The sequence below is a fragment of the Saprospiraceae bacterium genome, from assembly GCA_016709995.1.
Lineage (GTDB): Bacteria > Bacteroidota > Bacteroidia > Chitinophagales > Saprospiraceae > JADJLQ01.
Genome location: JADJLQ010000002.1, coordinates 266,363 through 282,444 on the forward strand (window position 1 = coordinate 266,363; position 16,082 = coordinate 282,444).

Below are 16,082 nucleotides of genomic sequence, written 5' to 3' on the forward strand. Positions count from 1 at the left end.
TTTTTTGATAGCTTGCCAACTTACAGTGCTGACTACGTGCATACGCGTTGGAATGCCATCACACCCAGATTATTTGAAAAAGAAAGTATGATGGGTGGCGATGACTTCTTTCATTAATTGCTGATTGAAAATCTGCAAATACAATTAGCTATTTCACTGCGACTAAAATTTTTATCTACTACTGCCACGCAGCCAGATACAAGACTAGTTCATTCTCTAAATAAGTCCTCCAAAGTCACCTCACTTTGTACTAACTCTTTGTAATATTCATTATCAACCGTGCCGAATGTGGAGATCATCGTCAGGAAAATATTTTTCTTTTTAACAGTGGTTTCCAGGCTGCTCAATTTGTTCCTGAGATTTTTAGCGTACGCTTTATCAATAACAAATTCGGTTTTGGAAAATTTTATTTCACATGCATTGATCACACCGTCAGACCGATCGATGATCATGTCGATTTGGGCGCCTTCATCTATGGACTGGCTCTGCCAACATGAAATGGCTGATTGGATGACCGATAGTCCCAATGCATTTTTGATTTGAGGTATATGGGCAAAACACAGTCGCTCAAACGCCAGACCTGACCAACTTTGCCAGGATGAACCGGTAACTATTTTGGACCATTCATTTTTCATTCTTTTGTTGCCACGGGCCATGAACTTAAAATAAAACAAGCTGAAGAAATCATTCAGTTTGTACAAGGCTTTATTTTTGTTTTTGCCAAAAGGAATCATGGTTCTTATGAAACCCGATTTTTCCAATTCGTCCAAAATCTTAGTCATCGTTCCACCTGTGCGCAATTTCGTTTTTAGGATAATCTGATCACGCAACAACCCTTGTTTATGACCCGCCAATAGAGCCACTACGGTTCTGTGATGTTCGCTATCAGCAAATAAGGATTCATAAAGGTTTTCGTACTCTGCATATAATACTCCCTGTTCAGTAAAACAGGCTCTGTCTATAAATTGAGTCACACTTTCTCCTTTTCTGATTGCATCAAGATAATAGGGTATACCTCCTGTAGTCATATAAAGTTGAGCGATGTCATATTGACTCCATCGGATTCCTTTTATTATGAGAAACTTTTCCGTCTCGGCTAATGTAAATGGCGCTAAGTGGATTTTTTCTGAAACCCTGTTGTGCAGTCCACCTTTGTTATTCATGATTTTTTTTATCATCCAGGACGCAGCAGAGCCACAAATAATGACCATCACATCGTTTCTCCGGCTACAGTATTCGTTCCAAAAATTTTCGAAAGCCATTAAAAACTTAGACCTCGGTGTATCAAACCAGGGCAATTCATCGATGAAAATTATCTTTTTTGATCCATCTTTGAACTGGTCAAGATATAAAGCCAACAGTGAAAAGGCTGACATCCAGGTAGCAGGTGGGGTCAAAGAAGCTGGTACAAAACCTGCTCGCGCTATGGCCTGTGAAAAATGGGCTAATTGATCTGACATATTGCCACGATACAAACCAGATACTTCGAACCTTATTTTATGGTCAAAATATTTTCTAACTAAAAAGGTCTTGCCGATTCTCCTTCTGCCATAGATGGCCACGAGCCTGGATTGTGTAGATTGATAACAATGTTTTAGAATAAGCTGCTCTTCTTTTCTGCCTATAAGATCCATCTAGTGTAATTTTATAATCAGCCAAAGTACCTGTTTTTTATCGATTTTGGCTGGATATAATTATTTATAATCAGCCAAAACATCTGTTTTTTGTCAATTTTGGCTGGATATAGTTCCTTCATTCAGGTCTAAAATCTCCGAGACCGATAAAATATTTAAAAACAATCACCTCTATCTATGAGCTACCCGGTCATATTTTCATACTTTCCATGATGATTTTGAAAAGAGCTCTGGCTGTATATATTGTCTGCTGTATCCCCTTTTTGATGGCTGCACAACTCCATTGGCCACCCATCGATCATACTACCCGACCCTGGACCCGCTGGTGGTGGCAAGGCAGCGCTGTCAACGAAAAAGACCTTACCCGTTGTATGGAGTTATACCAACAGGCTGGATTAGGAGGAGTCGAGATCACACCGATCTACGGCGTAGCAGGATTTGAAAATCAATTCATCGATTACCTGTCTCCACGGTGGATGGAGGTTTTTGCGCATACTTTAAAAGAGGGCAAACGATTGGATCTGGGTATCGATATGGCGACAGGCACCGGTTGGCCTTTCGGCGGTGGACCGGGTATCACGGAGATAGAAGCCTGCAAAAACTTTGAATTCAAGCGATATACCCTTTCCGTCGGTCAGCGTCTGAGTGACACTATCCGCTTTATCCAGGAGCCTTTGGTGCGAGCAGTAGGCAATCAGATCTATGAAACACAAGGAATCTACAAGACCGAACCAACAAAAGGAACTATGCAGGATCCTGCACTTTTGCCCGGTGCACGAATCAAAATAGAAGATCTGGTCCAGCCCATCAGTGCCAATAAAAATCTTCAAACCCTGGCCCTCGATCAGGTAAAATTTAAAAAACGCCTACCGCTCCATACCTTGATGGCATACTCAGAGGATGGACAATCCATTGAACTGACCGATAAAGTTTCCACCGACGGAGTCTTAGACTGGACTGCTCCGCAAGGCCATTGGAACCTCTATGCTATCTTCATGGGGTGGCATGGCAAAATGGTAGAACGGGCAGCACCCGGTGGCGAAGGCGAAGTGATCGATCATTTTTCGACTGCCCATTTAAATAAATATCTGAGTCGTTTTGATCAGGCATTCGGTTCTATGGACCTCTCCGGACTCAGAGCTTTTTTTAATGACTCCTACGAAGTAGATGATGCCCGGGGACAAAGCAACTGGACAGAGGATTTTTTTGATGAATTTAGTAGCAGACGAGGATATGATTTAAAAAACCATTTGCTGGCTCTATTGGGTGGTGGTAATGATGAATATTCGTTGGGTATATTGTATGACTACAGGCAGACTATCGATGACTTACTGTTGGATCATTTTACTATTCCCTGGAAAAACTGGGCACATAACAAAAATAAAATCGTACGCAACCAATCACATGGTGCTCCGGCCAATATCCTTGACTTGTATTCGGCCATTGATATTCCAGAAACCGAAGGCACCGAACTCCTGCGGTATAAATTTGCCAGTTCGGCGGCCCATATTACCGGAAAAAATGTAGTATCTGCCGAAGCAGCCACCTGGCTCGATGAACATTTTGTGTCTACCCTGGCTGATGTAAAAGCATCGGTAGACAATTACTTCCTTGGTGGTGTCAATCATATTGTATATCATGGTACTGCATATTCACCCAAGGATGATCCCTGGCCGGGATGGTTGTTTTATGCCTCCGTGCATTTACAGCCGACCAATCCGCAATGGCATGACTTTAAAACCTTAAACGACTATATCACCCGATGTCAGAGTTTTTTGCAGCAGGGCAAGTCGGACAATCATGTTCTCTTATATTTTCCCTTTGCTGATCGCAATTATGAGCCAGGTAAAGAATTATTGCATCATTATGATGGGATGCAGGGCTATGATAGTACTGTATTTAAAAAATCTGCAGCGCTGATGACCTCCAAAGGTTATAGTTGGGACCTGGTCAGTGACCACCAGATTATGGATATCACCTTCGCTGATGGTGCACTACACTCCCCCGGAGGGGAATATCAGTCTTTGGTGATCAGTGGAGTAGCACGAATGCCGTTAAATACTTTGCTCCAACTCGATCGTCTGATACGGCAAGGGGCAAGCATCATCCTGCACCAGTCTTCGCTGCATGGTTGCGGCTATATGGATAATACGACCAACTATGGACAGTACAAGTCAATCGTCAGTGATTGGGATCGAATCAGGTATAAAAATTTATTAAAAGGGGACGATCTGATCAAACTATTAGCTAAAGAAAATATACATCATGAAGAGGGATTATATGCCATGGGACTGGAGTGTGTCCGTAGGGTCATCGGCGCAGATCATTATTATTTCATTAAAAACAGCTCTACTAAAAAAGTCGAAGAATGGGTGCCATTGAACACTAAAGCTGCTTCAGCGATTCTCTACGATCCCATGACATTGACCGCTGGAATAGCCAAACTGCAAGAAGAATCTCACGGCATCAAAGTCAGGATATCACTTGCTCCCGGATCTACGATCATCCTATCGACCAGTGATCAGGCGGTTTCCGGTGACTTCTATCCTGAGTATGTATCAAATGCTGAAAAAATATCGATGAAAGGAAAGTGGACCATTGATTTTATATCTGGTGGACCGTCAATGCCACAAACGATCAAAACCAAATCTCTCCGTGATTGGTCACAACTACTGACCGGAGATGACCGATATTTTTCAGGCACCGTGTCTTATAACCTGGTGTGTAACCCCCCGGTAAAAAAATCCCTATATTATCTTTTAGATCTGGGTGAAGTCCGAGGTACAGTATCCGTCATACTCAATGACTTGCCAGTGGCTAACTGCCTGGGTCCTGAATACAAAGCCATCATACCGGCATCCGCTTTCCACAAAAGAAAAAATAAACTCGAGATCATTGTCTCCAGTACAATGGCCAATCGCATCATCTATATGGAACAGCATGATCAACCCTGGAAAAAGTTTTACAATGTCAATATGCCTGCGAGGTTAAGGGCAAACAGGGGAGCGGATGGATTATTTACTGCGAAAAATTGGGAATTGGGGAAATGGGGAATGATGGGTCCGGTGAGCTGGAGTGGGGTTGAGGTGAAGTGAATGAAATGCCAGTTATCTGATGGTAGTGTTCATAAAGTGTGTCAGCATTTATGAATCGAGATCCAAAATAATGATATAATTCAAGTCGAATAACGTTCCAGGAAAAATGGTTCCCTTCCATTTTGTTTGAGCTTTAATAGTAGCTAAGTAAATCTGTTTCATATGGGTCTTAGGTCTTTTTCGGCATGTATCTCATGCTATTAGGCATTTGATGTAGCGGCCAAATTTTAAGCAAAGTCGTAAATATACCTTCCCACCGACCATAGGTTTGCCTGATTTTAAAGCTTCTGAAGCTTGCTTAGCAAAAGCTTCAAAATCAAATTTGTTCTTTCTATTTTCCATTTGTCAAATTTTTTATTTTGTTTACCTAGTTTGACACACTTCATTGAACAGTCTCAGTCTCCGAATATTTATTGTATGATTTATGGGATACTGTTAGTTATGTACGGAATCCTACTTAATATCCGATAAATCATACCACCAATCCATTTTCCTCTCACAACTATATATCCCCAAAAACTCTCCTTATCTTCCTATCCCCTAAAAACACTTCTATATGTACACAAAGCTCCTTTTGTCCCTAATAGCTAGTGCAACCATAACCTTCCTTTTCAGCACCTGCACCTCTAACACACTTATACCCGCCAAGAAAGAAACAAAAACTCCCACCTTCGAAACCGACTTCTCACGCGCGTACGAGCTCCTCATCAAAACCGCTGACAATTTTATTAAAAAAGAATCCATAGACTCAGGCAAGCTGGCCCTACCAATCATCGAAAAGCTGGCCGCTCAGACTGATGACTCATTAGTATGGGCTACCTATGCAGAGATATTATTTGAGGTGGGATATGCCTATCAAATGAATGATATGTATGATAGTTGTTATCCTTACCTGAAAAAATCACTGCATGTCTGCCTGGAGCATTTCGGAGAGGATTATTTATTGACTACGATGTGTCTTAATAAGCTTTCTTTTTATTATTATTTTATAGGAGATTTAGCTAAAGAAAGAGAATATCTGTTTCGCTCTTTTAGAATACGGAGGAAGATATGTGACAGTGTAGATATTTATTTGGCTTATGGGTATGGAAATATGGGGGCTTATTATTATGCAATTGGAGATATTGCCAAAGGGAGTTTGTTTAGGCAAAAGGCGAGAAATATTATCAGCTATCAATATCAGATGTATAATCAGACCCAGAACCCATTGACAAATGATAGTATGAAGCGTGTAACCCATTATATTAATCGTTTTCCAAAATGGAAGAATACTTTCTTGACCAATATTCCAAGAGCACATGCCTGGAATGTACTAGATGCCTCTTGGCACTATTTAGATAGGGATAATTTTGTGGCGTATTTAAATAAGGTAGAGGAATACAAACAAGTTATTAAAAAGGACTCCGTAGCTAGAATTTATACGAAACTATCATACTTTGGAAATCAATCTGAATATTTTAGAAGAAAGGGCAACAGCCAACAGTCATCCGCATATCTTGATAGTATTAATCAGCATCTTGATTTAGTAACAGGAAAAAAATATTCTCAAGAAGCAATTAAAACTAAGATTTATACCTTGATAAGAAGGGGCAATTTGGAGGCTGCAAAGAATGTTTTAGATTCCTGGCAAATTAGCCAAAATGAAGATAAGCGGTTTTTATTAGCTAAGTACTTCTTATTAAGTGCTGAACTAGACGGTCAAACTAATTCCGAGAAAGCTATCTCCTTTTGTGACTCATCGTATCAACTAATACTTTCCGAAGAAAACTATAAAAAATTATTGACCAGAAATCTTAGTTGGGATAATCTAAAACCAAACGAAGCCCAGCAGATATTATACTTTCTCAAGGTTGAAATAATGGCCAAGATGCAATGGACTCAGAAGCAAACCATCAGCTATGCAGATAAACTACTCAATCTGTTCGATTTTTACCACAAAGGGTCCATCTTCCTACAGGAGAGAAATTTTACAACAGAATCCAAAATACTCAGTGATGAAACAGATTACCCCATCTATGAAAAGGCCATCAGATTAGCCAATTCACTATATGAAAAAACCCGAAACCAAGACTATTTTATGAAAATGATGCAATGGTCAGACGGCATCAAAGCAATATCTCTTAAAAAATCAATCCTTAACACTAAAATCCTAAATGATCGAAATGAACTTGAAAATGTCTCCAGTGTGATGGAACTTGAAAGTATGATCGAAAGAATAAAAATAAGAATCAAAGACGAAAAAAGAGACTCTGCTGTTCGTAAAGATGAAATTATTAAAAACCTGGATAATTCATTAGTAGAATACACTGCCCAATTGGAAGAATTACGGGAAAAGTTCACCCAGACACTCCAGGTCGCCTATAATCCCAATGATCGTATCGATTATCCGATGGAAAAAATCAAAACACTGTTAAAGCGAAAAAAAGCATGTCTGATAGATTATTTCGTAGGAGATGAATTTATCAATGCCTCAGTCATTGCCCCGGACACCTTTGTTTCCAGATGTATTCCTTACGGTCCTGAGCAAAAGAAATTATTGAGTGATTTTGTGGAAAACATAAGAAAACCAGGGGGCTCCTCATTGACGCAAACCCCTGATAAAGAAGGGTATCAGATGCTCTTAAGCCCGTTTAAAGATGTAATAGCCGGTAAGTCACTGATCATTATACCGGATGGAATATTGTATAGATTTCCCTTTGAATTATTAAGAGATGATCAGGGCAGGCTTATTGATCACCATAGCATTCAATATGAATATTCAGCACAAATGTTAATAAAAGAGGCGTTTTCGACAGCTGATTTTTCTTATACCGGTTTCGCTCCGGAGTATGCGAGTAACGACAAGGTCAATGTCACGGGCGAAGAAGCAGTTATGCTGGAAGAAATATATAATAGTGCCAGGGCAATGTTGGGTCCATTAAAATTTAATATTCCTGAAGTCATCGAAAGTGCTCAATTATTTAATGGTCGCTCTTTTATAGGCACTAAGGTTGACAAACAAACATTTTTGAATAACAGCAAAGACTCCCGGATCCTGCACCTGGCGATGCATGCCATCACAGATGACCAAAATCCTGATTATTCTCAATTATTTTTTAAACATGATTCTACCCAACAACCTCTCTATGCCTACGAACTCAATGAACAGCAACTCAAATCCGAACTTGCGATTCTCAGCGCTTGTAATACCGGAGTAGGGCTCTATCGTCGGGGTGATGGAGTGCAGTCCCTGGCCAGGGCCTTTAAAGCAGCAGGGTGTAAAAACATAGTGATGAGCCTATGGCCCGCCAATGATGCCAGCACGAAAGATATCGTCGTAGGGTTTTTGAAAAAGTTAAAAGCAGGTATGGGGAAAGCGGATGCCTTGAGACAATCCAAGCTGGATTATCTGCAAACTGCACCTCCTGAATTAAAACATCCCTATTATTGGGCCGGATTAGTATTGATAGGGGATAATGAAGCTATGGATTTTGGTAATAAGTTTTTAACCAAAGGAATCTTAATAACGATCCTTTTGCTGTCTATCATCATAATTAGCATAGTTATGATCAGAAGAAAAGGCCATTTTGGCTAATAATAATAATAAACAGGGCATCAGATTTGTTTCAATAATTTTATGGCAGAAGCCCCCCATTTTTCATTACTAACTAAGGTCTGCAGCTCTTTTTTTGCCTCATCCATCCGATTTAGTTTTAATAAGGTCAAAGATTTGTACCAGGTATTATCAGCAGGACTATATTGGGTGACCTTGTTAAAATGAATTAAAGCATCAGCAGGTCGGTCAACAGCCAGGTAGAGTAATCCCAGCTGGAATTGAATGCGCTGACTATTTCCATTATTTGGATAACTTAAGAGTGCTTGAATGGCTTCGTCATATTGCCCGGCCATATAATATCTATCGGCAGTGTACAAATACTGCTCCAGCGAACCAGGAACACCATCGGGATTGGATGCACCTCTGTTAGCACTCAGCTCGGGACTGAGTGCTATGGGCGGTTTAAAGTATAGTGCATACAGGATATTGGGGTCTGTTTTTTTGTTCAACTGGTATATCAGGAGACCAAGACTAACGATTAACAAAAAACTAGCCGCCAGGCTCCAGATCTGAATCCAGTTGGTTTTGGGGAGCGAGCCGGGTTGGGAGTGATCTGATGAAAGGTATGGTATATTCAATAAAGTGTTTCTGAAATTATTATCGAGCGAAAACTTTAAGTCTTCATGCATACGCAAACCCTCAGCCAATGCGGTATTGGTCGACAATTCTTTTTCAAAAAGCAACTTTTCTTCCCCGGTCAATTCGCCCCTGAGGTACCTTTCGATGTGGTCATATGATTCTTCTGTAGTCATGTATAAGTCAGATCAATTCTGAATAAATTGGGTCCTGTTTGATTAATTTAAAGAGTTTTTCTTTGCATTCATATTTTTTCTTGCGGGCGAATCCTTCGGTGTAACCCATTTTTTCTCCAATGTTTTTCATGCTTTCCTCTTCGATGAGCGCTGCGTGCAGAACTTTTTGGCACTCAGGGCTCAGCAGAGCTAGTTTTTCTCTATACAGTTTGATACGTGCCACCTGGTTGATATCTTCTAACAGATCAGTCATATCACTATGTACACCGACATCTCCATTTGTTACCTGTGAGTGCAGTTTTTTTCTTCTTAAAGTTTTGAACCAGTGATGCAGGCATACCTGGTGTAAATACGTGCTGAAACTGGCTTTGTCCAGTACCAGTCCTTTACGGGTAATATTGATATACAGCGCTTCCAGACCATCCATATAATGATCCTGGGCTTCTTCGGGGCTGGCCCCATATTTGATCAATACTTGTTGAACTGGATTTTTAAAATGATTGAATACCCAGGCTATGATGTTGGAGTCATCCTTTTTAATCCCGGAGATAATGTCTGCATCAGTTAAGGGTATTAACTTAGTCATGCTGGTTTTGTACATGACAATTTACAAAAAATTTAGTTTGAATGGTAACAAATTGAAGTGGGGAGGTATAAAGTCTTAAAAACCCAAAATGATTATGCCTACCACCAGACAAGAAAAGAAATCTTTCTGTCAAACCACCAGGGTCGCTATGCCGATGAAAGATGGATTGCGATTTATACTGATCGAAGACATATATTATTGTCAGTCCAATGGCAATTTTGTCACCCTTCATCTCAAAAGCGGAAAAAGTTTTATAGCCTCGAAGTCCATGAAGAAAATGGAGGAATTATTGACAGCCCATCATTTCTTTAGAATCCACCACCAATACCTGGTCAATACTGCTGAAATCGTGCAATATGAAAAAGGGGATGGCGGTAATATTACATTGATGAATGGGGTGATCATCCCGGTGTCCCGGTATAAGAAGGCGGAATTTTTGAAAATAATGTTACACGGGCATGGGTAAAGGGCATTGATCCTTTTAGACTTTGATGATTGGCAAGGATTTATTCAATTCGACTAAACTTTACTTACTTAAGCATGAATACGCTTTTGTATCGAACTACTTCTGGACATTATGGTGTCTTCATCCTAGGTGCATCTGCTCTGGCGCAATAACATTGACCCCCAGCATTTCACGGATTAAAAGGATGGATTGGGGTTTCAGGTTTGATAGATATCAAAAATAGATATTTAGTTATAGTATGCAATGAAAAGGGTCAGTGAACATAGCGACAAAAAATTTCCCCCTAATTTCTTACCTTGATGCGATAAAAACCCGGAGTCGTGACTGCCCTCAAACCTATATTATTCATCTTACTTGTAACCTTAGCTATTGCAGTATATTATTTTAAATCCGATTCACCTACTGGACAGGAAGATCCAGAATTAGTAGATATCGTCAATAAAGTAAAACAAGACCCATCAACAGTCAACCTTGAAAATTTAAATCTAAAGATCAGAGCCATCTGGACCACTAAATGTTTTTCCTGTCATAGCTCAGAAAAAATGAAAGGGGAACTTGCCTTAGATTATTATGAAGGAGTGATGGATGGGGGTGAGGATGGACCTATTTTGATTAAAGGGAAAGCATCCAGGAGCGAAATCATCAGAAGAATAAAACTACCCCAAGGCCATCATGATGCTATGCCTTCAAAAGGTGAACCGCTTACTCCCTTTCAAATCAAAGCCATTGCATTATGGATAGATAAAGGAGCTATCTGGTCTACTCAAAAAACCAAATTGTTTTATGAAGCTCCCTTGAGTCTTGTTAAACCTACCCTGCCAAAAAGTAAATCGTTTTCTAATCCTGTAGATATTTTGGTAGATGACTATTTCAGAAAGAATAAAATCAAATGGCCTGAGTTAATAGCTGACGGAACTTTTATAAGAAAAGTTTTTTTGGATGTAACCGGATTATTGCCCACACCGGATGAAGTAATTATTTTCAACAATGATAAAAGTCCGGACAAAAGAGAAAAGATAGTGCATCAGTTGCTATCGAGAAACGAAGCCTATACCTTGCATTGGTTAAGCTATTGGAATGATTTACTGCGTAATGATTACAGTGGCCCGGGATTTATCACAGAAGGCAGGAAGCAAATCACCAGTTGGTTATATCATTCGCTAAAAAATGACAGCACTTATATATCTATGGTCAAAGATCTGATCCATCCCAATCCCGGATCAGAAGGGTTTATCAAAGGCATCGCATGGAGAGGAGAAGTCAATTCAAGTCAACGAACCGAAATGCAGGCTGCACAAAATGTATCACAAAGCCTTTTGGGCATCAACCTCAAATGTGCATCCTGTCATAATAGTTTTGTAAACAATATCACTTTAGAACAATCCTATGGCTTTGCCAGTATCTTTTCCACGAAGCCACTGGAGATGCATCGATGTGATGCCCCTATCGGCAAATTTGCGCAACCAGCCTTTATATCACCTGAATTAGGAGTCATTACAGCCGATAGTTTAAATGATCGATTAGCACAGTTGGCTAACTTGATCACTCAACCATCTAATGGAAGATTGTACAGGACGATAGTCAATCGTATCTGGCATTGTTTTTTTGGTCGGGGTATTATCGGTCCCTTAGATGATATGGATCAAAAAGCATGGGATCAGAATCTATTGGATTATTTAGCTGCTGATTTTAGAGATAAGGGTACCTCTATTAAAAATTTGATCGCATTAATGCTGACATCGAAGACTTATCAATTAGCACCGGTAGATTATGGACCCTCCAGTCGCATGAATCAACCCGGCTTTATTTTTAAAGGTCCTGCATATCGAAAAATACATGCTGAGCAAATGGCAGATGCCATTAGCCAGGTGATAGAGCCGATGTATGAGGGGGCAGCATTTGATCCCAATAACATGAACGTACCTGCTTATTGGATCTGGCATCACACCCTAAAATATGACCGTACCGTATTACCTGAACCCGGGAAAGTGTACCTAAGAAAATCGTTTACACTCCCTACTGCTCAAAAAATAGAATCAGCAAAATTAATCGCCACTGCCGATTACAAATTCACTGCATATTTAAACGGGCACGAAATCCTCCACGGCACCGATATTCGGAAATTTACCACGACAGATATCTCAGCGTATTTACAAGCTGGCAAAAATATAGTTGCCATAGAAGCCGAAAATGATGGCTTTATGGCTAATCCCGCAGGAGTCTTAGTACATGCCCGTATTATTTCTGATCGACAGGATACGATTAACATTTATTCTGATGATTCATGGCTTAGCACGGATAGTATAGCGAATGCTTCCTGGAATCAAATTGTTTTTAATGACGGATCGTGGAAAAAGGCATATCGATATGCAAGTTTTAATAAAAGTCCATGGGGAAAATTTATTCGGTTTAATATCGATGGCAGTCAGCAGTATTTAATGCGAGCTTCACAGGTAAAAGCAGATCCTTTTCAATTGGCTATGGGCAGGCCTACCCGTGAAAATGTAACAACCCGAAGAAACGAAGAACCCGGATTACTTCAATCCATCACATTGACTAATCATCCGCTGATGCATCAACGGATAGCAGAAGGCGCGCTTCGATGGTCAGAAAAATATAGATCCGATACAGATGAACTCATTCGCCAGTTATATTTATCCTTACTGTGCCGGCTACCGGATAGCAAGGAATTGGCTACAATGAATAACTTTTTAAAAATGGCCGACAATAAGACTGGAGTAGAGGATTTGATTTGGGGAATATTTGTTTCACCGGAATTCCAATTTATATGAACAATGATCTAACCCGCCGCGAGTTTTTGGAAAAAATGAAGCAAGCCACCCTGGCTTCACTTGCTACAGGCATTTCCACAAGTTCATTTTTGACTTCATGTAGTGCTCGCCAAAAATTAAATGCTACTGCAGACTCAGTAATCTTATTATGGATGGCCGGTGGCATGGCCCATACAGAAACTTTTGATCCCAAAACGTACACACCATTCAATACAGGAATGGAGAGCAAATCGGTAATCAGTACATTTAAATCTATACCTACTGCATTGGATGGCGTTCAATTTTCTGAAGGTCTCGAAGGCATAGCCAGTACTATGGACAAGGGTACACTGATCCGATCCTATCGCGCAGCAGATTTGGGTTTTATTTTGCATACCCGACATCAATATCATTGGCATACCTGCTATCAACCTCCCCAAGCTTTTCAACCACCGCATATCGGTGCATGGATCGCTAAGGAACTCGGATCTAAGAATGGAATCATACCGCCCTTTATAGACATTGGCCAACGATTTACTGTAGGTGAAGGCGAAGAATTAAAAGCATTTCACTCCGCGGGATTCCTGGGATCGGAATATGCGCCATTTATCATACCTGATCCAGAAGCCGGGCTAGAAAGTATTTCACCGCCACCCGGCATGGATTTAAAGCGATTCGAACGAAGGCAAAAATTATTTAAGGATATAGCAGAGCAAGGTCCCTTGAGTCATGCACATGAATATCAACAGGAATCCTACATCCGGTCTATGGAAAAGTCATATGCTTTATTAAAATCACCAGAAGCCAAAGCCTTTGACCTCAGCCAGGAACCCAAAGAAGCATATGCTCAATACAATACCGGCCGGTTTGGCTTAGGTTGTCTCATGGCTAAGCGACTCGTGGAGCGCGGAGCACGATTTGTCAGTGTCACCACTGAATATGAGCCCTTCCTCGGGTGGGATACCCATGAAAACGGACATGCCCGCATGGTAAAGATGAAGGAAGCTATCGACCGACCCATCAGTACTTTGATCCATGATTTGCATCAGTCAGGTTTATTAGATCGTACCCTCGTTATTCTGGCCTCAGAGTTTAGTCGTGACATGCTTACCGAAGGCAGACCAGGTTCTAAAGTAAAAGACCAGGTAGTGGTACCCGATAAAATCACTGAACCCAAACACTATGGTATGCATCGTCACTTTACGGAGGGATGTAGTATGCTACTATGGGGCGGTGGTATTAAGAAAGGTCATGTGATCGGGCAGACTGCTACCGAAAGACCCTTCAGCGCTATTACTGAGCCCATCGTGATAGACCAGGTACATCAGACGATCTATCAAGCCATGGGTATATCTCCGGAGACTAATTATGTGGTGGAGGCGAGGCCGTTTTATACGACACCGGATGGAAAGGGGAAGAGTATTGAGGGGGTGTTTGGGTAGGCTACATTTCTAACCCATATGCTATACCAGGATAGCCATAACAGTAAGAGAAGGATTGCGATTTAAATGTTATTGCACCATCACAATCACCCGCTGATACCTCGTCAAAGCAGGCACCCCATCATCCGTGCCCTCTGCGATAAAATGAAAAGTATCTCCTTTGACTGCCGTTACAGGTATTTTAATCAGGGCTTTTCCAGCATTGTTTTGCTGCAAAGTTGCGACTGATTCGCTGTGACCGACTTCTTTGTAGTTCCACCATTTGATTTGGACTTTATTTTTATCCGGATCGGAGTAGCTGGCTTGTAGTTTTAATTTTTTACCCGGAGATGCGGATATAATTTTTTTATGGACCATGATCTGCGGGGGATGATTGGCTTCAGAATATTTTTTCACACACCAATCAGCGCGGGAGGCAAAATCTTGTTGAAGTGCCGGCAGCCAACGGGTTTGAGGATAAGCAGGATCAAATTTTTGAGTATAAGGATTGAGTTCAGCTACCAGATCACCGTCTTCCCAACGCGAAGGATCGACCCAGGATTGTATCAGGCGGCCGCCCCAGCCTCCGTATTCCGGATGATCCAGGTTATCAAGTCCGACATCTACCAGGTGTAGAAATGCAGGCGAGTCACCTTCAGAAATAAAGTCATATTTTTCAAAACTACCCCAATAGGTATTTTTTAATTTTGTGGGATCTCCGTGAATGTGTTCGTCGTCACCAGCTTGTTTCTGACCATCTCCATAACTGTAATACATTTTGGTCAAAGGGCCGTGGCCCTGTATGATTTGCTCACTCATGAATTTTCCCTCGAGGTAGGTTTGCATTTCCTGCGGTACCTGCCGCTTCCAGGGATAAGCGAGACAGGCAAACTGGTGTGCATTGTACATGACTTTAATACCGGGCCAATGTGGAGCAATATATTTTTTGTAGGTAGCATCCTGATCCAGTATGGTAAATAAAATAGTTTTTTGACAGACCTTTTGATAAATAACTTTCCATTGGTTGCTGTCTTGATATTCAGCCTCGATGGATTTTAAGGCACGTGCGACAGTATTGGTGCCACCCCAGACTTGAATGTATACCGGTGAAGGATCATTAGCCAATAAGAGCGCTTTAATAAAATCAGAGCCTTCCGTATCCTGATTCATTTCTCCTTCAAAATCTATATTGCCCACTTTGATCAGGCTGCGTAAATAATCAGCAGTTGGAAATCTCCGGTCATGGGTACTCAAATTGGGATATACTTGTTCATAGGCGTCTATCAACCCTTGCATCCATTGAGTACCGGGCCAGCGAAGCGAGGTCTTTTGTCCATATAACTTTTTGGTCATCTCCATCTCAGATATAAATGGTGTGCCGTGATCATCACCTTTGTAGTGCCACATCGAAGCACTGTAGATGAGTCCTTCCAGCTTATACTCATTGGCATACAATAACATCCTGATGAAAGAATCTACATCATCGATCTCCCCGTCGGTGGTGACGATTGTGCGGGGCTGGACAGACAGGGTAGACTGGCTCATCACGATCGTAGAGGTCATCAACAAGAGTAGGAGTAATGAATGTTTTGCCATGCAAGTGCTAAGTTAATGCACCTTATCTTTACTTTATACCCGATCTATACTTCTACTGGGTGACAGCATTTTTTTATTAAGGGGAATTTCGTTTGTCATAACGAACTTTATGGCTAGCCTTTCCGATAGTTTTTAAAAATAAGTTACATTTAAAGCTTTTTTGTAT

Annotated in this window: 10 protein-coding genes; 5 read left to right on the top strand and 5 right to left on the bottom strand. The window is 40.9% G+C overall.

Going from position 1 to position 16,082, the window contains the following annotated elements; genetic code table 11:
- Positions 1–209 precede the first annotated feature (209 nt).
- Positions 210–1,634, bottom strand: a complete 1,425-nt coding sequence (locus IPJ09_15610) for an AAA family ATPase (GenBank protein MBK7372835.1) — start codon at positions 1,632–1,634, stop codon at positions 210–212.
- 266 nt (positions 1,635–1,900) lie between these two features.
- Between IPJ09_15610 and IPJ09_15615 the strand changes: the two genes are divergently transcribed.
- Positions 1,901–4,729 (top strand): glycoside hydrolase family 2 protein, encoded by a 2,829-nt coding sequence (locus IPJ09_15615; protein MBK7372836.1) that lies wholly within the window; start codon positions 1,901–1,903, stop codon positions 4,727–4,729.
- A gap of 192 nt (positions 4,730–4,921) precedes the next feature.
- Here the strand turns inward: IPJ09_15615 and IPJ09_15620 are convergent, their stop codons facing one another.
- Positions 4,922–5,071, bottom strand: a complete 150-nt coding sequence (locus IPJ09_15620; protein MBK7372837.1) for a hypothetical protein — start codon at positions 5,069–5,071, stop codon at positions 4,922–4,924.
- 214 nt (positions 5,072–5,285) lie between these two features.
- Here IPJ09_15620 and IPJ09_15625 point away from each other — a divergent pair, with 214 nt between their 5' ends.
- The gene (locus IPJ09_15625) at positions 5,286–8,303 is read left to right on the top strand and encodes a CHAT domain-containing protein (GenBank protein ID MBK7372838.1); all 3,018 of its coding nucleotides are present in this window, start codon (positions 5,286–5,288) and stop codon (positions 8,301–8,303) included.
- Positions 8,304–8,323: 20 nt separating this feature from the next.
- On the opposite strand, the gene IPJ09_15630 is transcribed toward IPJ09_15625, so the two are convergent.
- On the bottom strand, positions 8,324–9,076 hold the full coding sequence (locus IPJ09_15630; GenBank protein ID MBK7372839.1) for a hypothetical protein: 753 nt from the start codon (positions 9,074–9,076) through the stop codon (positions 8,324–8,326).
- A 7-nt stretch (positions 9,077–9,083) separates the two neighbouring features.
- Positions 9,084–9,677, bottom strand: a complete 594-nt coding sequence (locus IPJ09_15635; GenBank protein ID MBK7372840.1) for a sigma-70 family RNA polymerase sigma factor — start codon at positions 9,675–9,677, stop codon at positions 9,084–9,086.
- A gap of 79 nt (positions 9,678–9,756) precedes the next feature.
- Here IPJ09_15635 and IPJ09_15640 point away from each other — a divergent pair, with 79 nt between their 5' ends.
- From IPJ09_15640 to IPJ09_15650, 3 genes are all read left to right on the top strand, one after another.
- Positions 9,757–10,128, top strand: coding sequence for a LytTR family transcriptional regulator (locus IPJ09_15640; protein ID MBK7372841.1), 372 nt, complete (start codon positions 9,757–9,759; stop codon positions 10,126–10,128).
- A gap of 320 nt (positions 10,129–10,448) precedes the next feature.
- Positions 10,449–12,920 (top strand): DUF1549 domain-containing protein, encoded by a 2,472-nt coding sequence (locus tag IPJ09_15645; GenBank protein MBK7372842.1) that lies wholly within the window; start codon positions 10,449–10,451, stop codon positions 12,918–12,920.
- On the top strand, positions 12,917–14,341 hold the full coding sequence (locus IPJ09_15650; GenBank protein MBK7372843.1) for a DUF1501 domain-containing protein: 1,425 nt from the start codon (positions 12,917–12,919) through the stop codon (positions 14,339–14,341). The genes IPJ09_15645 and IPJ09_15650 overlap by 4 nt, the downstream gene beginning before the upstream one ends.
- A 69-nt stretch (positions 14,342–14,410) precedes the next feature.
- Here IPJ09_15650 and IPJ09_15655 read toward each other — a convergent pair whose 3' ends face one another.
- On the bottom strand, positions 14,411–15,916 hold the full coding sequence (locus IPJ09_15655; GenBank protein ID MBK7372844.1) for a DUF1593 domain-containing protein: 1,506 nt from the start codon (positions 15,914–15,916) through the stop codon (positions 14,411–14,413).
- Positions 15,917–16,082 lie beyond the last annotated feature (166 nt).